A 19,088-nucleotide genomic window follows, 5' to 3' on the forward strand; every position below is an offset into this window, starting at 1 on the left:
TTAATTTTTTCTGACTCAGGTAATTTATAGATGCACATTTATGAAACAAGTAGCAAGTCCTCTATCTTGCCGGTGTTTAATAGATATATCTAAGAAGAGCTATAAGGTAGCTTCTTAATTTCAAATACAATGTCAAAGTAGGTGCCTGTATGTCTGAGCATTACTTTTCCAATAAACCTCAATCTAAAACTTCACCAAGAACATGGACATATCAATTAAGAGGACAGGAATATACGTTTACTAGTGATGTGGGCGTTTTTTCAAAAAATGAAGTGGATTTCGGTTCCAAGTTGTTAATTGAACATTTTCAGGAGCCGGATATTTCCGGTGAATTATTGGATCTCGGATGTGGATATGGACCAATTGGTATTTCTTTAGCGGGTAGCTTTAAGGACCGTACTGTCGTAATGGCGGATGTGAACGAGCGTGCACTTGCGCTCGCTGAGAAAAACTCCTCAGGGAATAAGTTGGATAATACTATAGTTATTCAGAGTGATCGCTTTTCTAATCTGGGTGATAAATCATTCGCTGCGATTCTTACAAACCCACCAATTAGAGCTGGAAAAAAAGTTGTTCATCAGATGTTTGAGGAATCATTGGGAGCTTTGCGGCCAAATGGTGAACTGTGGGTGGTCATTCAAAAGAAACAAGGTGCCCCTTCTGCAATAAAAAAAATAGAAGAACTATTTGAAAATGTGGAAGTGGTGACGAAAAATAAAGGTTACTATATTTTGCGGGCGTTAAAAATTTGACCATAGGAATTTACTATGATAAGATTATAAGATGCTACTATGGGGATTCTCTTGTCAAGAGGTTTTTCATATGAAGAATGTATATTTCAAAGGCTAACGGCAACACTGGTATAATCGAAGAAAGTGAAGGTTTTTAATTAGGCCTTTTTTCTATTTTACCAAAATAATGGCCATCTGTACAACTAGAATTTAATTATATGCTTCTTGATGATTTAAAAACACTACGGACGCTAGTAGAATAGTGGTGTACATTTATCGTATTGACCTGGAAGTGATATTTTTTTCAGAGGGCTTAATCTAAAGTGGAGTTGGGCGGCCGTGCGTTAAGTATGTTAGTTTCAAAAAATAAATCCGGAGATAAAACTCTTTGGAGTTGTTTTTTTAAAATAGGATGAGCATTTTGTGTAAGAAACTACTAAAATGTATGATTTAAGGGGTGAAGCAGTTGGCAGGTCAACTAGTTCAGTATGGACGACACCGTAAGCGTAGAAGTTATGCACGTATTAGTGAAGTGTTGGAATTACCAAACCTAATCGAAATTCAAACAGCTTCTTATGAATGGTTTATGGAAGAAGGTTTGAGAGAAATGTTTGCGGATATTTCTCCGATTGAAGATTTTACAGGGAACTTATCACTAGAGTTTATCGATTACAGTTTAGCCGATCCGAAATACCCTGTAGGTGAATCGAAGGAAAGAGATGTCACGTACAACGCTCCACTTCGCGTAAAGGTCCGCTTGATTAATAATGAGACCGGCGAAGTAAAAGAACAAGAAGTGTTTATGGGAGATTTCCCACTCATGACAGATACAGGAACATTTATCATTAATGGAGCTGAGCGTGTAATCGTTTCACAGCTTGTACGTTCGCCTAGTGTCTATTATAATGAAAAGATTGATAAAAACGGTAAACGCGGCATTGCTGCAACTGTCATTCCGAACCGCGGTGCGTGGTTAGAATTTGAAACAGATGCTAAAGATGTTGCACATGTCCGTATCGACCGTACACGTAAAATGCCAATAACGGTGCTGTTACGTGCACTTGGTTTTGGCACAGATCAGGAAATCATTGATTTGCTTGGAGAAAATGAATACTTAAGAAATACACTTGAAAAAGATAACACAGAGACGACCGAAAAAGCGCTTTTGGAAATCTATGAGCGACTTCGCCCTGGTGAACCACCAACAGTTGAAAATGCGAAAAGTTTGCTCGTGTCCAGATTCTTTGATCCGAAGCGTTATGACCTAGCACATGTAGGTCGTTATAAAATGAATAAGAAGCTTCATATAAAAAATCGCCTTTTCAATCAGGTGCTGGCTGAGTCAGTAGTTGATCCGGAAACCGGAGAAGTTCTTGCTGAAAAAGGTGCGCGACTAGAGCGGAAACTGCTGGATAAAATCCTTCCTTATTTGGAAAGGGAAGAGAATCGATTTGGCGAGAGAACAATTGAACCACATGACGGTGTTTTGGAAGATGAGATTGCTATACAGTCTGTCAAAATCCTGGACCCGACAGATCCAAACGGGGAGCGTGAATTAACCGTTATTGGAAACGGAGGAGTTACAAAGGAAATCAAGAATATCACTCCTGCCGATATTCTTGCATCGATCAACTACTTCTTTAATCTTTTATATAAAGTAGGGGATACAGATGATATCGATCATCTAGGGAACCGTCGATTACGCTCTGTTGGAGAGTTACTGCAGAATCAATTCCGTATTGGTTTATCCCGCATGGAACGTGTGGTGCGTGAAAGAATGTCTATTCAGGATACTTCAAGCGTTACACCGCAGCAGTTAATCAATATAAGGCCAGTTATCGCGTCGATTAAAGAGTTTTTTGGTAGCTCACAATTATCTCAATTTATGGACCAAACCAATCCGTTGGGCGAGTTGACACATAAGCGTCGACTATCTGCGCTCGGACCTGGTGGTTTGACACGTGAACGTGCAGGGTTTGAAGTACGTGATGTTCACTATTCCCACTATGGCCGGATGTGTCCAATTGAAACTCCAGAGGGACCGAATATTGGGTTGATTAACTCCCTATCAAGTTATGCCAAAGTTAATAAGTTTGGTTTTATCGAATCACCATACCGTCGGGTTGACCCGGAAACTGGTGTCGTAACTAATCAAATTGATTATTTAACCGCGGATGAGCAAGATAGCTATATTGTTGCACAGGCGAATGCACCACTTGCTGACGATAATACATTTGTCAATGAAGAGATTGTCGCTCGTTTCCGAGAAGATAACATTATAGTTTCTCGAGACAAAATTGATTATATGGATGTATCACCGAAACAGGTAGTTTCAGCTGCGACAGCTTGTATTCCATTCTTGGAAAATGATGACTCCAACCGTGCGTTGATGGGCGCGAACATGCAACGTCAAGCTGTTCCATTGATGAAACCACAGGCGCCGATTGTCGGTACTGGTATGGAATATGTTAATGGGAAAGACTCTGGCGCTGCAGTTATTGCTTTGGGCGATGGTATTGTCGAGCGTGTAGAAGCAAAAGAAGTTCTTATTCGTAGCGTTTCTCAGGTAGATGGTAAAGAAGTTCAAGGTGATTTGGAACATTATAATTTGCAAAAGTTCAAGCGTTCCAACCAAGGAACTTGTTACAATCAACGCCCAATCGTTAGTGAGGGCGATCGTGTAACAAAAGGTGAAGTGCTTGCAGATGGACCATCCATGGAAGACGGAGAATTGGCTTTAGGTCAAAATGTTCTTGTTGGCTTTATGACATGGGAAGGTTATAACTATGAAGATGCCATCATTATGAGTGAAAGACTTGTTAAAGATGATGTGTACACATCCATTCATATTGAAGAATTCGAATCTGAGGCTCGTGATACGAAGCTTGGACCAGAAGAAATCACCCGTGATATTCCAAATGTTGGTGAAGATGCATTGAAGGATCTTGATGAGCAAGGAATTATCCGTGTTGGTGCAGAAGTAACAGATGGAGATATTCTGGTAGGAAAAGTTACTCCTAAAGGGGTTACAGAGCTTTCTGCTGAAGAACGTTTATTGCATGCCATTTTTGGTGAAAAAGCTCGTGAAGTACGAGACACCTCATTACGTGTTCCGCATGGTGGCGGCGGTATTGTTCTTGATGTTAAAATCTTTAACCGTGAAGATGGAGACGAATTGCCACCAGGTGTAAACCAATTGGTTCGTGCATATATTGTCCAAAAACGTAAAATTCATGAAGGGGACAAAATGGCTGGGCGTCACGGTAATAAAGGTGTTATTTCCAAAATATTACCTGAAGAAGATATGCCATTCATGCCTGACGGTACACCAATCGACATCATGCTTAACCCATTAGGGGTACCTTCACGAATGAATATCGGACAAGTGTTCGAATTACACTTGGGTATGGCCGCAAGACAACTCGGCATCCATGTTGCAAGTCCTGTATTTGATGGAGCAACGGAAGAAGATGTTTGGGAGACGCTTGATGAAGCTGGAATGCCTAGGGATGCTAAAACAGTTCTATATGATGGAAGAAGTGGAGAAGCATTTGATAACCGTGTATCTGTAGGTGTTATGTACATGATCAAACTTGCACACATGGTTGATGATAAACTTCACGCGCGTTCTACAGGACCGTATTCACTTGTTACACAGCAACCGCTTGGCGGTAAAGCACAATTCGGTGGACAACGTTTTGGTGAAATGGAAGTTTGGGCACTTGAGGCATACGGTGCTGCATACACATTGCAGGAAATATTGACAGTGAAATCCGATGATACGGTAGGACGTGTGAAAACATACGAAGCAATCGTTAAAGGGGATAATGTTCCTGAACCAGGTGTTCCTGAATCGTTTAAAGTACTTATCAAAGAATTGCAAAGTCTTGGATTAGATGTAAAGATGCTTAACAGCTCTGAAGATGAAATTGATATGCGTGAACTTGAAGAAGAGGACGTTCAAGCAGCAACGAAGCTTAATATAGAAGTGGAAGAAAAATAATTTAAGGGAGCCCAGAATCGGTTCGCTAATTTTATAAAAGATTAGTGAACCACTCTGGCTTGCGTATAAATTTTTACATGGATTCAGTGGTAAAATCGCACATTATAAAGGGAGGATTGCCCCTTGTTGGATGTAAATACGTTTGAGTATATGAAAATCGGGCTAGCATCACCGGAAAAGATTCGTTCTTGGTCATTTGGTGAAGTAAAGAAGCCAGAAACAATTAATTATCGTACACTAAAGCCGGAAAAAGACGGTTTGTTCTGCGAAAGAATTTTTGGACCGCAAAAGGACTGGGAATGTCATTGTGGAAAATACAAACGTGTACGTTACAAAGGTGTCGTTTGTGATCGTTGCGGAGTAGAAGTGACGAAATCAAAAGTTCGCCGTGAAAGAATGGGACATCTCGAACTAGCTGCACCTGTATCACATATCTGGTATTTTAAAGGAATTCCAAGCCGGATGGGACTTGTAATGGATATGTCGCCAAGAGCATTGGAAGAGGTAATCTACTTTGCAGCGTATATTGTTACAGACCCAGGCAACACGCCTTTAGAGAAAAAACAGTTGCTATCCGAAAAAGAATTCCGTGCATATTATGATAAATACGGTAATACGTTTAAGGCGCAAATGGGCGCCGAAGCCATCCGTAAACTTTTGCAGGATATCGACCTTGATAAAGAGGTTGATTCATTAAGAGAAGAATTAAAAAGCGCGAGTGGGCAACGTAGAACCAGAGCAATCAAACGCTTAGAAGTTATGGAAGCTTTCCGTCATTCAGGAAATGATACGAGCTGGATGGTATTGGATGTTCTTCCTGTTATACCACCGGAAATTCGCCCAATGGTACAGCTTGACGGTGGAAGGTTTGCTACTTCTGATTTGAATGATTTGTATCGTCGAGTTATCAACCGTAACAATCGTTTGAAGCGCTTATTGGATCTTGGAGCACCTAGCATCATCGTTCAGAACGAAAAGCGTATGTTGCAAGAAGCTGTTGATGCCTTGATTGATAACGGTAGACGTGGTCGTCCGGTTACAGGTCCAGGTAACAGACCATTGAAATCTCTATCGCATATGTTGAAAGGTAAGCAAGGTCGTTTCCGTCAAAACTTACTTGGGAAACGTGTCGATTATTCCGGTCGTTCTGTTATCGTCGTAGGTCCGAACCTTAAAATGTATCAATGTGGACTTCCGAGAGAGATGGCTTTGGAGCTATTCAAACCATTTATTATGAAAGAACTTGTTGCAAGGGGTCTTGCGCATAATATTAAATCTGCAAAACGTAAAATTGAGCGTGTGCATTCGGACGTCTGGGATGTCCTGGAAGATGTTATTCAAGAGCACCCTGTATTATTGAACCGTGCACCAACATTGCATAGATTAGGTATTCAAGCATTTGAACCAACATTAGTTGATGGTCGTGCAATTCGCTTACATCCATTAGTATGTACAGCATACAATGCCGACTTTGATGGTGACCAAATGGCTGTTCACGTTCCGCTTGGTGCAGAAGCTCAAGCAGAAGCTCGAATCCTTATGCTCGCTGCACAAAATATCTTGAATCCTAAAGATGGTAAACCAGTTGTTACACCTTCACAGGATATGGTACTAGGTAACTATTACCTAACACTTGAACGCGAAAAGGCTATTGGTGAAGGTAGTATTTTCAAAGATGCGAATGAGGCTAGAATCGCCTACCAGAATGGCTATGTACACTTGCATACAAGGGTAGCGGTAAATGCAGCAAGTCTTGAGAACAAAACATTTACGGAAGAACAAAATTCGCAAATATTACTTACAACGGTAGGTAAATTGATTTTTAATGAAATTCTGCCTGAATCGTTCCCATATATCAATGAGCCATCCAAAGTAAATCTGGAAGAAAAAACTCCAGAAAATTATTTTGTGGAACGCGGTACAGATATAAGAGAAGAAATTAAAAATCGTGAATTGGTGAAACCATTTAAAAAAGGGTTCCTTGGTGATATCATTGCTGAAGTGTTTAAAAATTTCAAGATCACCGAAACATCAAAAATGCTTGACCGTATGAAAGACCTTGGATTCAGCTACTCAACGAAAGCGGGTATGACTGTTGGTATTTCAGATATCGTAGTATTAAGTGAAAAAGAAGTCATACTTGACGAAGCACAAACCAAAGTAGATAACGTACTTAAGCAGTTCAGACGCGGTTTAATAACAGAAGAAGAACGCTATGACAGAGTTATCTCGATTTGGTCGAAAGCCAAAGATGTTATTCAAGATAAATTGATGGGTTCATTAAGTAATCGTAACCCTATATTCATGATGAGTGATTCAGGGGCGAGGGGTAACGCATCCAACTTTACGCAGCTTGCTGGTATGCGTGGCTTGATGGCTGACCCTGCAGGTAAAATCATTGAAATTCCTATCAAATCAAGTTTCCGTGAAGGTCTAACTGTACTGGAATACTTTATATCGACACATGGAGCGCGTAAAGGTCTTGCAGATACAGCACTGAAAACAGCGGATTCCGGATACTTGACAAGACGTCTTGTAGATGTTGCACAAGATGTAATTATTCGCGAAGAGGATTGCGGAACAGACCGTGGACTTCCGGTATCGGCGTTGGTTGATGGTTCAGAAGTAATCGAGCCATTAATTGACAGGTTAATCGGAAGAACGGCTTTCTTAACTGTAAATCATCCTGAAACAGGAGATATTATCGTTTCTAAAAATGAGTTAATTTCTGAGGATCAAGCAAAAGCGGTTATCGAGGCTGGTGTTGAGGAAGTAACAATTCGAACTGCATTCACATGTAATACAAAACATGGAGTCTGCCAAAAATGTTATGGTCGTAACCTGGCAACTGGTGCCGATGTTGAAGTCGGAGAAGCTGTTGGTATCATTGCCGCTCAATCAATTGGTGAGCCAGGTACACAGTTGACAATGCGTACATTCCATACTGGTGGGGTAGCCGGGGATGATATCACCCAAGGTTTACCACGTATCCAGGAGTTATTCGAAGCGCGTAATCCAAAAGGTCAGGCCGTCATAACTGAAATTGCTGGTTCTGTTTTGGAAGTGCAAGAAGTTAAAGATAAACAGGAAATTGTTATACAGGGTGAAGTGGAACAACGAAACTATGCAGTTCCATATAATGCTCGTATGAAAGTTGCCATCGGTGAAGCAGTAGAAGCAGGACAAGAGCTTACGGAAGGGTCTGTTGATCCAAAAGAACTTCTACGTATTAAAGGTGTAGAAGGCGTACAGGATTACTTGCTCCGTGAAGTTCAGCGCGTATACCGTATGCAAGGTGTAGAAATTGGTGATAAACACGTTGAAGTAATGGTTCGCCAAATGCTTCGTAAAATCCGTATTACTTCTTCAGGAGATACGGAAGTATTACCAGGTTCGTTACTTGAATTGCATCAATTTAAGGATGCTAACCACCCCGTGCTTAACAGTGGCGGTGAACCTGCAACAGGACGCCCTGTATTGCTTGGTATTACAAAAGCTTCGCTTGAGACAGATTCATTTCTATCAGCAGCGTCATTCCAAGAAACGACACGTGTTCTTACGGATGCAGCAATCAAAGGTAAACGTGATGAGTTGCTTGGGCTTAAAGAAAATGTCATCATCGGAAAACTTGTTCCTGCAGGTACCGGAATGCCACAATACCGTGACATCAAGTCGGGTATGGATCTACCGGAAACTACAGAAACAGAAGAAACAGAAACTGTTCAGTAAATAATTATTACCGGTTCATTAAAGACAGGGGGTGATTCATATAATCGCCCCCTCCTAACCGGGTTGATTGTTAACTAATCAGTTAATAAGGTGAATGCAAATAGTCATTTTTATGTTGACATTAAAAAAATAGAATGATACTATATTCAAGGTGATTACGATTATGCTTTTTACTTTGGAGATACTCAATTATCTTAAGAAGAAAGTAGCTAAAAAATAATCGGTTATAATCATTGAAATAAAGCAAACACTTAAAGCTATGAATAATAGTAAAATAAGTGAAGTGATAATTGCCGAAGATGCCAAGAGGCAATTACCACAAAAAGTAGTCAGTTTCGCAATTGAACTAGGTATACCTTGCAGTGTGTGGATACTATGAAAACACTCAGTCCCATATACGGTATAAAGGTTGGCGCATCTACTGTTACAATTAGGAAATAGCCGTTTTGACGATAATTTAATCGTTGAAGCATTATTTTTTACTTTAAGATGAACCACCTGGATGTGTGGTATTACATTCGGTGTTCAGATAATCTGATTGCTGTCTTAATTTCAATTAATATATGAAGGGAGGATATATAAATGCCTACAATTAATCAGTTAGTACGTAAAGGACGCGTAAATAAAACGAAAAGTACTGATTCTCCAGCACTTAACAAAGGTTACAACAGTTTCAAAAAGAAACTAACTAACCAAAATTCTCCGCAAAAGCGTGGTGTGTGTACCCGTGTTGGTACTTTGACTCCAAAGAAACCAAACTCAGCACTTCGTAAATATGCACGTGTTCGTTTGTCAAACAGCATGGAAGTAACTGCTTATATTCCTGGAATCGGCCATAACCTACAAGAGCATAGTGTTGTACTGCTCCGTGGTGGTCGTGTGAAAGATTTACCGGGGGTTCGTTATCATGTTGTTCGTGGAGCACTTGACACTGCCGGTGTAGAAGGACGTATGCAAAGTCGTTCTAAATACGGTGCAAAGAAACCTAAAGAAAAAAAATAAACTCTAACAACATAGACAGGAAAGGAGGATACAAATATGCCTCGTAAAGGACCAGTACCAAAACGTGATGTATTGCCAGATCCGCTTTATAATTCAAAATTAGTAACACGCTTGATCAATCAAATCATGGTTGACGGAAAACGTGGAAAAGCACAAAAAATCCTTTATAATGCGTTTGAACTTGTTGCTGAAAAAAGCGGCCAAAACGCAATGGAAGTTTTTGAGCAAGCTATGAAAAATGTAATGCCTGTACTTGAAGTACGTGCCCGCCGTGTAGGTGGTTCAAACTACCAAGTACCAATTGAGGTTCGTCCAGAACGTCGTCAAGCTTTAGGGCTTCGTTATATCGTTAACTATTCTCGACTACGTGGAGAGAAGACAATGGAAGAACGTCTTGCTAATGAAGTTTTAGATGCTTCTAACAATACAGGAGCTGCTGTTAAGAGACGCGAAGAAATGCATAAGATGGCAGAAGCAAACAAAGCATTCGCACACTACCGTTGGTAATATAAATCTAACAAAAGCTTTTAAAAGAAAGGAGAAAAACACATGGCTAGAGAGTTCTCCTTGGAAAAGACACGTAATATTGGGATTATGGCGCATATCGATGCTGGTAAGACCACAACTACTGAGCGTATTCTTTTCTATACAGGACGTATACACAAAATTGGCGAAACACATGAAGGTGCTTCACAGATGGACTGGATGGAGCAGGAACAAGAGCGTGGAATTACGATTACTTCCGCTGCAACAACTGCTTCTTGGAAAGAACATCGTATCAACATTATTGATACACCGGGACACGTAGACTTCACTGTTGAGGTTGAACGTTCATTGCGTGTACTTGATGGGGCTGTTACAGTTCTGGATGCACAATCAGGTGTAGAACCACAAACGGAAACAGTGTGGCGCCAAGCTACAACATACGGTGTACCACGTATTGTTTTCATCAATAAAATGGACAAAACAGGTGCAGACTTCCTTTATTCTACTAAAACACTGAGAGAGCGCCTTGGTGCTAACGCGCATCCGGTTCAAATGCCAATCGGTGCTGAAGATGAATTTGAAGGAATTATCGACCTAACTACAATGGAAGCTCATTTTTATACTGATGACTTAGGTACAGTTGATGAAGCTCGTGAGATTCCAGCAGAATTATTAGAGCAAGCTGAAGAATTACGTGCTAACTTAGTAGAAGGTGTTTCTGAAACAGATGAAGATCTGATGATGAAGTATCTTGAAGGGGAAGAAATTTCCAACGAAGAGTTAAAAGCAGCTATTCGTAATGCAACATTGAATGTTGATTTTTATCCAGTATTCTGCGGTTCAGCATTTAAAAACAAGGGTGTTCAATTAATCCTTGATGGCGTTATCGACTATCTACCTGCTCCAACAGACGTACCACCAATCGAAGGTATTGTACCTGGAACAGAAGATAAGGTTACTCGTCCATCTTCAGATAACGCGCCATTCTCTGCATTAGCATTTAAAGTTATGACAGACCCATACGTAGGTAAATTAACATTCTTCCGCGTATACTCTGGAACTTTACAATCGGGGTCATATGTTAAGAACTCTGTAAAGGATAAACGTGAACGTGTAGGACGTATTCTACAAATGCACGCTAACTCCCGCGAAGAGATTTCTGTTGCATATTCCGGAGAAATCGCTGCTGCTGTAGGTCTAAAAGATACATCAACTGGTGATACACTATGTGACGAAAAAGATCTTGTGATTTTAGAATCCATGGAATTCCCAGAACCGGTTATCTCTGTTGCGATTGAACCAAAAACAAAAGCAGACCAAGATAAAATGGGTACAGCATTAGCTAAACTTGCTGAAGAAGATCCAACCTTCAGAACTGAAACAAACGTTGAAACTGGTCAAACAATTATTTCTGGTATGGGTGAACTTCACCTTGATATCATTGTTGACCGTTTAAGACGTGAATTCAAAGTGGATGCTAACGTTGGTGCACCTCAAGTTTCATATCGTGAAACTTTCCGTGCTTCTGCTGAAGTAGAAGGTAAATTTGTACGTCAGTCTGGTGGACGTGGACAGTTCGGGCACGTTTGGATCAAATTTGAGCCAAACGAAGAAGGCGCTGGATTTGAATTCGAAAACAAAATTGTCGGTGGGGTTGTTCCTCGTGAATATATTCCTGCTGTTGAACAAGGTGTTCGTGAATCATTGGAAAACGGTGTAATAGCTGGTTATCCATTAATTGATATCAAAGCAACCCTGTATGATGGTAGTTATCATGATGTTGACTCGAATGAGATGGCATTTAAAGTTGCTGCATCAATGGCTTTGAAATCAGCGAAAAACAAATGTAAACCAGTTCTTCTTGAACCAATGATGAGAGTTGAAATCGTTATTCCTGAAGAATATATGGGAGACATTATGGGTGATGTTACTTCTCGTCGTGGTAGAATTGAAGGTATGGAAGCTCGTGGTAATGCACAACTTGTTAAAGGTTTTGTGCCATTAGCTGAGATGTTTGGTTATGCAACAGCATTACGTTCTAACACTCAAGGTCGTGGAACATACACAATGTCATTTGATCATTATGAAGAAACACCGAAAAGCATTACAGAGGAAATTATTAAGAAAAATTCCGGAGAATAATTTGATTTTTTCTTCTAACTGACGTATAACATTTAGTAAAGGCTAATGGAATAGACCGCATGCACTATTTCATTAGCGAAAAAATAATACAACAATAATTGTTATTTATTTAAAGGAGGAACTATAAATGGGTAAAGAAAAATTTGATCGCTCGAAAAGTCACGTTAACGTTGGGACTCTTGGACACGTTGACCATGGTAAAACAACTCTAACAGCTGCAATTACAACTGTTATGAATAAAAGAAACGGTTCTGGTACTGCAATGGGGTATGACCAAATTGATGGTGCTCCAGAAGAAAAAGAGCGTGGAATTACAATTTCAACTTCTCACGTAGAATATGAAACTGAAACTCGTCACTATGCACACGTTGACTGCCCAGGTCACGCTGACTATGTTAAAAACATGATCACTGGTGCTGCTCAAATGGACGGAGCTATTCTAGTAGTATCTTCTGCTGATGGCCCAATGCCACAAACTCGTGAGCATATTCTTCTATCTCGTAACGTTGGGGTACCTGCATTCGTAGTATTCCTTAACAAAACGGATATGGTTGATGATGAAGAACTTCTTGAATTAGTAGAAATGGAAGTTCGCGATCTTTTAACTGAATATGACTTCCCTGGTGATGATGTACCAGTTATTAAAGGTTCTGCTCTTAAAGCTCTTGAAGGCGATGCAGAATATGAAGAGAAAATCGTTGAATTAATGGCTGCAGTTGACGAATATATCCCAACTCCAGAACGCGACAAAGAAAAACCATTCATGATGCCAGTTGAGGATGTATTCTCAATCACTGGACGTGGAACAGTTGCAACAGGTCGTGTTGAACGTGGTGAAGTTAAAGTTGGGGACGAAGTAGAAATCATTGGTCTTACTGAAGCACCTGGTAAAACTACTGTAACTGGTGTTGAGATGTTCCGTAAGCTTCTTGATTATGCTGAAGCTGGAGATAACATTGGTGCATTGCTTCGTGGTGTAGCTCGTGAAGACATTAACCGTGGTCAAGTACTAGCTAAGCCTGGTACAATTACTCCACATACAAACTTCAAATCTGAAGTTTATGTATTATCAAAAGAAGAAGGTGGACGTCATACTCCATTTTTCTCAAACTATCGTCCGCAGTTTTACTTCCGTACAACTGACGTTACTGGAGTTATTCAACTTCCAGAAGGCGTAGAAATGGTAATGCCTGGAGATAACATTGAAATGACAATTGAACTTATTTCACCAATCGCAATTGAAGACGGTACTCGTTTTTCAATCCGTGAAGGTGGACGTACAGTAGGTTCTGGTGTTGTATCATCAATCCAAAAATAATAAAATTTATATAAAAACAGACAGCGTGACGACGCTGTCTGTTTTTATATGTATAGGTTGGTTTCTGGATCAATGCTACTGCGCACTGCTTGTCCCATTGAAAAGGAATAGTTTATTTGACCAAAACATATAAACTCCGAAGTAACTACTGGTTTTCTATCAGTATGCAGAAACTTTGGCGACCGCTTTGGGAAATACACTTCGCGCAGCTTATGGCGGCTGGTAGCCCCCTAAATGCTGACGCAGACTCCCACCTATGCTTCTTTTCTCGCAGGAGTCTTCAGTATTTTCCAGAGATGGTTAGAAGTTTAAAATCAATTAACTGCATTAGTGATTGTTAAGAAATCTCGTCATACAGCCTACCAGTCCGGGTGAGTGGAGGGTGGTGACTCCTGCGGGAAAAGCACGCGTCCGCCCGCAACAATTCCGAACGGCAGCAATAGCAGAAAGTTTTGTGAATAAGTTTATAGTTACGTCGTAGTTTCTCAACTGCGAGATTAATAAAAATAACAATTCTTGTCGTGAGGACGATTAAACGCAGTCCCAAAAATTAATAGGATAGCATATGTTTTACTGTAATCAAGGTCAGGAAGTATCATTACCTGTTAGTAATAGACTGCCGTTATTTTATGAGTTAGTCAATGATCCTGGTAAAAGTATAGAAATATATCATAGGCACTTGCAATCATTACGAAATCTATGTATAATACAGGAATGCAGAAACGTCTATTATTTTTTTTATAAATAGGGGTTGCATTGACCAGAGATTTTTAGTATACTACTAATGTTGGTCATTTAAAGGCGATGAAGTGGAAGGTTGTTGGCACACCCGGCCCCTTTGCCATGGCGAGGTGTTGAGAAATTTCCATGGAGAATGTCTATAATAATATGGGCGAAAAGGAGGGAAAATAATGGCAAAAGAAAAAATTAGAATCCGTTTAAAAGCATATGATCATCGAGTTTTAGATCAATCTGCTGAGAAGATTGTGGACACAGCGAAACGTTCTGGTGCAAAAGTATCTGGTCCGATTCCGCTACCAACTGAGAGATCTGTATATACAGTATTGCGCGCGGTGCATAAGTATAAAGATTCTCGTGAGCAATTCGAGATGCGTACACATAAACGTTTGATCGATATTGTGGATCCAACACCAAAGACTGTTGATGCGTTAATGCGTCTTGATTTACCGTCTGGTGTGGATATTGAAATTAAATTATAAAAATTAAGTTTAAATATAGGAGGTGTAACGGATGACGAAAGGAATCTTAGGTCGTAAAATCGGCATGACTCAGCTTTTTTCTGAAAATGGAGAGTTGATCCCTGTAACAGTTATACAGGCTGAGCCAAACGTAGTATTGCAGAAGAAGACATTAGAAAATGATGGTTACGAGGCGTTGCAAATCGGTTTTGCTGATAACAAGGAATCACGTACAAACAAAGCGGAAAAAGGTCATGCTGAAAAAGCAAACACAGCTCCTAAGCGCTACGTTCGTGAATTCCGTAACGCAGAACTTGACAACCACGAAGTTGGCCAAGAAATCAGCGTTGAAGTTTTCCAAGCAGGAGACAAAGTTGATGTAACAGGTACTTCTAAGGGTAAAGGTTTCCAAGGCGCAATTAAGCGACATAATTTTCAACGCGGTCCATCATCCCACGGGTCACATTTTCACAGAAGTCCAGGTTCAATGGGTATGGCAGCTGATCCAGCACGCGTGTTTAAAGGTAAAAAATTACCAGGTCAAATGGGTTCTGAACAAGTAACAATACAAAACCTAGAAATCGTAAGTGTGGACAATGAAAAGAATCTACTACTAGTAAAAGGAAATGTTCCTGGTGCTAAGAAATCTTACGTTAAAGTATCAAGTGCAGTAAAAGGTAACTAATCACACATACGAAGGGAGGATATGTCATGCCTAAAGTAGCACTTTTCAAACAAGATGGAAGTAATGCAGGAGATATCGAGTTGAACGATTCCGTTTTCGGTATTGAACCTAATACACATGTTTTACACGAAGCAGTAGTTATGCAACGTGCATCAATGCGTCAAGGAACGCACGCTGTTAAAAATCGCTCTGAAGTACGTGGTGGCGGACGTAAGCCATGGCGTCAAAAAGGAACTGGTCGCGCTCGTCAAGGGTCAATCCGCTCACCGCAATGGGTTGGTGGTGGAACTGTATTCGGACCAACTCCACGTAGCTACAGCTATAAATTACCGAAAAAAGTTCGTCGTTTAGCTCTTAAATCTGCATTATCTTCTAAAGTAAAAGAAGAAAGCTTGTTTGTTTTAGATAGCATTGCAATCGATGCACCTAAAACAAAAGAAGTTATCAAAATGCTGAATGCTCTTAAAGTAGATACGAAAGCATTGATCGTTCTTGCTGAGAAAGATGAAGCAGTTATCCGTTCAGCAAACAATCTTCAATCTGTTAAAGTATTAACTGTAGAAGAAATGAATGTTCTAGACTTGCTTTCGCATGACACGCTCATCATTTCTAAAGATGCAGCTGAAAAAGCAGGGGAGGTGCTCGTATAATGAAAGATATACGCGATGTAATTAAGCGCCCTGTCATTACAGAGAATTCTTCTGATTTGATGGCAGAGAAAAAATATACGTTTGAAGTATCTCCGAAAGCTAATAAAACAGAGATTAAAAATGCAGTAGAAGTTATCTTTGGTGTGAAAGTTGAACAAGTAAACACTATGAATGTCAAAGGTAAATTTAAGCGAATGGGCCGTTACGGTGGATATCGCTCGAATCGCAAAAAAGCTATCGTACAGCTTACAGAAGACAGCAAAGAACTGGACTTCTTTGAAGCTTAATCCAAGAAAAAAGTGAAGGAGGGAAAAAGATGGCGATTAAAAAATTCAAACCAACCTCAAATGGTAGACGTAATATGTCTGTGCTAGATTTTGCAGAAATTACTACAGATACACCAGAAAAATCCCTGTTAAGCCCATTGCATAACCGCGGTGGACGTAATAACCAAGGGAGATTAACTGTTCGTCATCAAGGTGGCGGTCATAAGCGTCAATATCGTATTATCGACTTTAAACGTGATAAAGATGGTATACCAGGACGCGTTGCTACAATTGAGTATGATCCAAACCGCACAGCAAACATTGCATTAATTCATTATGCTGACGGTGAGAAGCGTTACATTTTAGCTCCTAAAGGACTAAAAGTAGGGCAAGTAATCGAATCAGGTGAAAACGCAGATATCAAATCAGGCAATGCACTTCCACTTGGAAACATTCCTGTAGGTACAGTTATTCACAACATTGAATTGAAACCAGGACGCGGTGGGCAACTTGCTCGTTCAGCTGGTGCAGAAGCACAAATACTAGGACGTGAAGAAAAATATACACTTGTGCGTTTATCTTCAGGTGAAGTTCGTTTGATCCTAACTACTTGCCGTGCTACAATCGGTCAGGTTGGTAATATTGAACATGAACTTGTTCGTATTGGTAAAGCTGGTCGTTCACGTTGGTTAGGTAAACGCCCAACAGTTCGTGGTTCTGTAATGAACCCTAATGATCACCCACACGGTGGTGGTGAAGGACGCGCACCAATCGGTCGTAAATCACCAATGTCACCATGGGGTAAACCAACACTTGGTTACAAAACACGTACACGCAACAAGCCGTCTGATAAATATATCGTTCGTAAACGTAAAAAATAAACGGAATAATGGACGGGAACAAAGACCCGTCTCTCAATTGCGGAAGGAGGTTTATCCATGGGTCGTAGTTTGAAAAAAGGACCTTTTGCAGATGACCATCTATTAAAGAAAATTGACGTTTTAAATGAAGGTGACAAGAAGCAAGTTGTTAAAACTTGGTCACGTCGCTCAACAATTTTCCCAACTTTTATTGGTCATACAATAGCTGTTTATGATGGACGCAAACATGTGCCGGTTTATATAACAGAAGATATGGTCGGACATAAATTAGGTGAATTCGCGCCAACTCGTACGTACAGAGGACACGCTGGTGACGATAAGAAAACAAGACGTTAATGAGAGGAGGTATTAGGCATGCAAGCTAAAGCCGTTGCGAAATCAGTTCGTATTGCTCCTCGTAAGGTTCGTTTAGTAGTAGATCTAATTCGAGGAAAAAATGTTGGCGAGGCAATTGCCATTCTACGCCATACACAACGCGGTGCTTCTCCGGTCATAGAAAAAGTTTTGAATTCTGCTATTGCAAATGCAGAACATAACTATGAGATGGATACAGATAATCTAGTGATTTCTGAAGCATTCGTAAATGAAGGTGCTACAATGAAACGTTTCCGTCCACGTGCACAAGGACGCGCAAGTAAAATCAACAAACGCACAAGCCACATCACAGTAGTGGTAACAGAAAAGAAGGAGGGATAGTCAGTGGGTAATAAAGTGAATCCAACAGGTCTTCGCATAGGTGTCATTAAAGACTGGGAGTCTAAATGGTATGCTGGTAAAGACTATGCAGACTTGCTGCATGAAGATATTAAAATCAGAGAATATCTTGAAAACCGCTTAAGTACAGCTGCTGTTTCTTCTATCGAAATCGAACGTGCAGCAAACCGTGTAAACATTACAATTCATACTGGGAAACCGGGAATGGTAATTGGTAAAGGCGGCTCAGAAGTTGAAGCTCTACGTAAATCATTAAACAGCTTGACAGGCAAGAGAGTTCATATCAATATCGTTGAAATCAAAAAAGTGGATCTTAACGCTAAATTGGTTGCTGAGAACATTGCTCGTCAATTAGAAAATCGTATTTCATTCCGTCGTGCTCAAAAGCAAACTATCCAACGTGCAATACGTGGGGGAGCTAAAGGAATTAAAACTCAAGTTTCCGGACGTCTTGGCGGAGCAGATATCGCTCGTGCGGAACATTATAGTGAAGGAACAGTACCACTACACACATTACGTGCTGATATTGACTATGGTACAGCAGAAGCTGATACTACTTATGGTAAATTAGGTGTTAAAGTGTGGATTTATCGTGGAGAAGTCCTTCCAACTAAAACCAACAAATAAGGGAGGGTACTCATTACAATGTTAATGCCTAAACGTGTTAAATATCGTAGACAACATCGTGGGAAAATGAGAGGCCAAGCAAAAGGTGGCGCAACTATTGCTTTTGGTGAATATGGTTTGCAAGCTACAGAAGCTTCATGGATTACAAGCCGCCAAATCGAGGCAGCTCGTATTGCAATGACTCGTTATATGAAACGTGGTGGTAAAGTCTGGATCAAGATTTTCCCAGATAAACCATACACTGCAAAACCTCTAGAAGTTCGGATGGGTTCCGGTAAAGGTGCTCCAGAAGGATGGGTAGCAGTAGTAAAACCAGGAAAAATTCTATTTGAAATCGCTGGTGTGGAAGAAGAAGTTGCTCGTGAAGCACTAAGACTTGCTTCTCATAAACTACCGATTAAAACTAAATTTGTAAAACGTGAAGAAATTGGTGGTGAAAGCAATGAAGGCTAATGAAATTAGAGATCTAACCACTGCCGAAATTGAACAAAAAGTTAAATCGTTAAAAGAAGAATTATTTAATTTACGCTTCCAGCTTGCTACTGGCCAGTTAGAAAATACTGCTCGCATCCGTGAAGTACGTAAAGCAATTGCTCGTATGAAAACCGTTGTACGTCAACGTGAATTAAGCGTAAATAACTGAATCTAAAGAGAG

The 19,088-nt window shown here is 40.3% G+C and carries 17 protein-coding genes; all 17 read left to right on the top strand.

Features of this window, described 5'->3' with window-relative positions:
- The first annotated feature begins 149 nt into the window (after window positions 1-149).
- The 17 genes from BV906_RS18150 (at window position 150) to rpmC (ending at window position 19,076) form a co-directional block, all read left to right on the top strand.
- Window positions 150-752 (top strand): class I SAM-dependent methyltransferase, encoded by a 603-nt coding sequence (locus tag BV906_RS18150; RefSeq protein ID WP_087975034.1) that lies wholly within the window; start codon window positions 150-152, stop codon window positions 750-752.
- Window positions 753-1,197: 445 nt separating this feature from the next.
- A complete protein-coding gene (gene rpoB / locus BV906_RS18155) occupies window positions 1,198-4,734 on the top strand; it encodes a DNA-directed RNA polymerase subunit beta (RefSeq protein WP_087975035.1) in 3,537 nt (1,178 codons plus the stop codon).
- Window positions 4,735-4,857: 123 nt separating this feature from the next.
- A complete protein-coding gene (rpoC, locus tag BV906_RS18160; protein ID WP_087975036.1) occupies window positions 4,858-8,463 on the top strand; it encodes a DNA-directed RNA polymerase subunit beta' in 3,606 nt (1,201 codons plus the stop codon).
- Window positions 8,464-9,045: 582 nt separating this feature from the next.
- Window positions 9,046-9,465, top strand: coding sequence for a 30S ribosomal protein S12 (rpsL, locus tag BV906_RS18170; RefSeq protein ID WP_087975037.1), 420 nt, complete (start codon window positions 9,046-9,048; stop codon window positions 9,463-9,465).
- A gap of 36 nt (window positions 9,466-9,501) precedes the next feature.
- A complete protein-coding gene (gene rpsG, locus BV906_RS18175; protein ID WP_087975038.1) occupies window positions 9,502-9,972 on the top strand; it encodes a 30S ribosomal protein S7 in 471 nt (156 codons plus the stop codon).
- A 42-nt stretch (window positions 9,973-10,014) separates the two neighbouring features.
- Window positions 10,015-12,093 (top strand): elongation factor G, encoded by a 2,079-nt coding sequence (gene fusA, locus BV906_RS18180; RefSeq protein WP_087975039.1) that lies wholly within the window; start codon window positions 10,015-10,017, stop codon window positions 12,091-12,093.
- Window positions 12,094-12,220: 127 nt separating this feature from the next.
- Window positions 12,221-13,411 (top strand): elongation factor Tu, encoded by a 1,191-nt coding sequence (tuf, locus tag BV906_RS18185; RefSeq protein ID WP_087975040.1) that lies wholly within the window; start codon window positions 12,221-12,223, stop codon window positions 13,409-13,411.
- Window positions 13,412-14,322: 911 nt separating this feature from the next.
- On the top strand, window positions 14,323-14,631 hold the full coding sequence (rpsJ, locus tag BV906_RS18190; protein WP_087975041.1) for a 30S ribosomal protein S10: 309 nt from the start codon (window positions 14,323-14,325) through the stop codon (window positions 14,629-14,631).
- A 31-nt stretch (window positions 14,632-14,662) separates the two neighbouring features.
- Complete coding sequence (gene rplC, locus BV906_RS18195) at window positions 14,663-15,295, top strand: 50S ribosomal protein L3 (protein ID WP_087975042.1); 633 nt, start codon at window positions 14,663-14,665, stop codon at window positions 15,293-15,295.
- Between the two features lie 26 nt (window positions 15,296-15,321).
- On the top strand, window positions 15,322-15,945 hold the full coding sequence (gene rplD / locus BV906_RS18200; RefSeq protein ID WP_087975043.1) for a 50S ribosomal protein L4: 624 nt from the start codon (window positions 15,322-15,324) through the stop codon (window positions 15,943-15,945).
- Entirely contained in the window at window positions 15,945-16,232 is a 288-nt protein-coding gene (gene rplW / locus BV906_RS18205) for a 50S ribosomal protein L23 (protein ID WP_087975044.1), read from the top strand. The genes rplD and rplW overlap by 1 nt, the downstream gene beginning before the upstream one ends.
- A 29-nt stretch (window positions 16,233-16,261) precedes the next feature.
- Window positions 16,262-17,092, top strand: coding sequence for a 50S ribosomal protein L2 (gene rplB, locus BV906_RS18210; protein ID WP_087975045.1), 831 nt, complete (start codon window positions 16,262-16,264; stop codon window positions 17,090-17,092).
- Window positions 17,093-17,149: 57 nt separating this feature from the next.
- A complete protein-coding gene (rpsS, locus tag BV906_RS18215) occupies window positions 17,150-17,428 on the top strand; it encodes a 30S ribosomal protein S19 (protein WP_087975046.1) in 279 nt (92 codons plus the stop codon).
- Window positions 17,429-17,446: 18 nt separating this feature from the next.
- On the top strand, window positions 17,447-17,788 hold the full coding sequence (gene rplV / locus BV906_RS18220) for a 50S ribosomal protein L22 (protein WP_087975047.1): 342 nt from the start codon (window positions 17,447-17,449) through the stop codon (window positions 17,786-17,788).
- A 3-nt stretch (window positions 17,789-17,791) separates the two neighbouring features.
- Entirely contained in the window at window positions 17,792-18,433 is a 642-nt protein-coding gene (gene rpsC / locus BV906_RS18225) for a 30S ribosomal protein S3 (RefSeq protein ID WP_087975048.1), read from the top strand.
- 18 nt (window positions 18,434-18,451) lie between these two features.
- On the top strand, window positions 18,452-18,886 hold the full coding sequence (gene rplP, locus BV906_RS18230) for a 50S ribosomal protein L16 (RefSeq protein WP_087975049.1): 435 nt from the start codon (window positions 18,452-18,454) through the stop codon (window positions 18,884-18,886).
- A complete protein-coding gene (gene rpmC, locus BV906_RS18235) occupies window positions 18,876-19,076 on the top strand; it encodes a 50S ribosomal protein L29 (protein ID WP_087975050.1) in 201 nt (66 codons plus the stop codon). Before rplP ends, rpmC begins: the two co-directional genes overlap by 11 nt.
- Window positions 19,077-19,088 lie beyond the last annotated feature (12 nt).

It is taken from the genome of Oceanobacillus rekensis (assembly GCF_002153375.1).
GTDB classification, from domain to species: Bacteria; Bacillota; Bacilli; order Bacillales; family Amphibacillaceae; genus Oceanobacillus; species Oceanobacillus rekensis.

Bases quoted from the DNA above. Each gene is read 5' to 3' on its own strand.
- rpmC (WP_087975050.1), top strand. From the start codon at position 18,876: ATGAAGGCTAATGAAATTAGAGATCTAACCACTGCCGAAATTGAACAA.
- tuf (WP_087975040.1), top strand. From the start codon at position 12,221: ATGGGTAAAGAAAAATTTGATCGCTCGAAAAGTCACGTTAACGTTGGG.
- rplP (WP_087975049.1), top strand. From the start codon at position 18,452: ATGTTAATGCCTAAACGTGTTAAATATCGTAGACAACATCGTGGGAAA.
- rpsJ (WP_087975041.1), top strand. From the start codon at position 14,323: ATGGCAAAAGAAAAAATTAGAATCCGTTTAAAAGCATATGATCATCGA.
- rplD (WP_087975043.1), top strand. From the start codon at position 15,322: ATGCCTAAAGTAGCACTTTTCAAACAAGATGGAAGTAATGCAGGAGAT.
- rplB (WP_087975045.1), top strand. From the start codon at position 16,262: ATGGCGATTAAAAAATTCAAACCAACCTCAAATGGTAGACGTAATATG.
- rpsG (WP_087975038.1), top strand. From the start codon at position 9,502: ATGCCTCGTAAAGGACCAGTACCAAAACGTGATGTATTGCCAGATCCG.
- rplC (WP_087975042.1), top strand. From the start codon at position 14,663: ATGACGAAAGGAATCTTAGGTCGTAAAATCGGCATGACTCAGCTTTTT.
- fusA (WP_087975039.1), top strand. From the start codon at position 10,015: ATGGCTAGAGAGTTCTCCTTGGAAAAGACACGTAATATTGGGATTATG.
- BV906_RS18150 (WP_087975034.1), top strand. From the start codon at position 150: ATGTCTGAGCATTACTTTTCCAATAAACCTCAATCTAAAACTTCACCA.
- rplW (WP_087975044.1), top strand. From the start codon at position 15,945: ATGAAAGATATACGCGATGTAATTAAGCGCCCTGTCATTACAGAGAAT.
- rpsS (WP_087975046.1), top strand. From the start codon at position 17,150: ATGGGTCGTAGTTTGAAAAAAGGACCTTTTGCAGATGACCATCTATTA.
- rpsL (WP_087975037.1), top strand. From the start codon at position 9,046: ATGCCTACAATTAATCAGTTAGTACGTAAAGGACGCGTAAATAAAACG.
- rplV (WP_087975047.1), top strand. From the start codon at position 17,447: ATGCAAGCTAAAGCCGTTGCGAAATCAGTTCGTATTGCTCCTCGTAAG.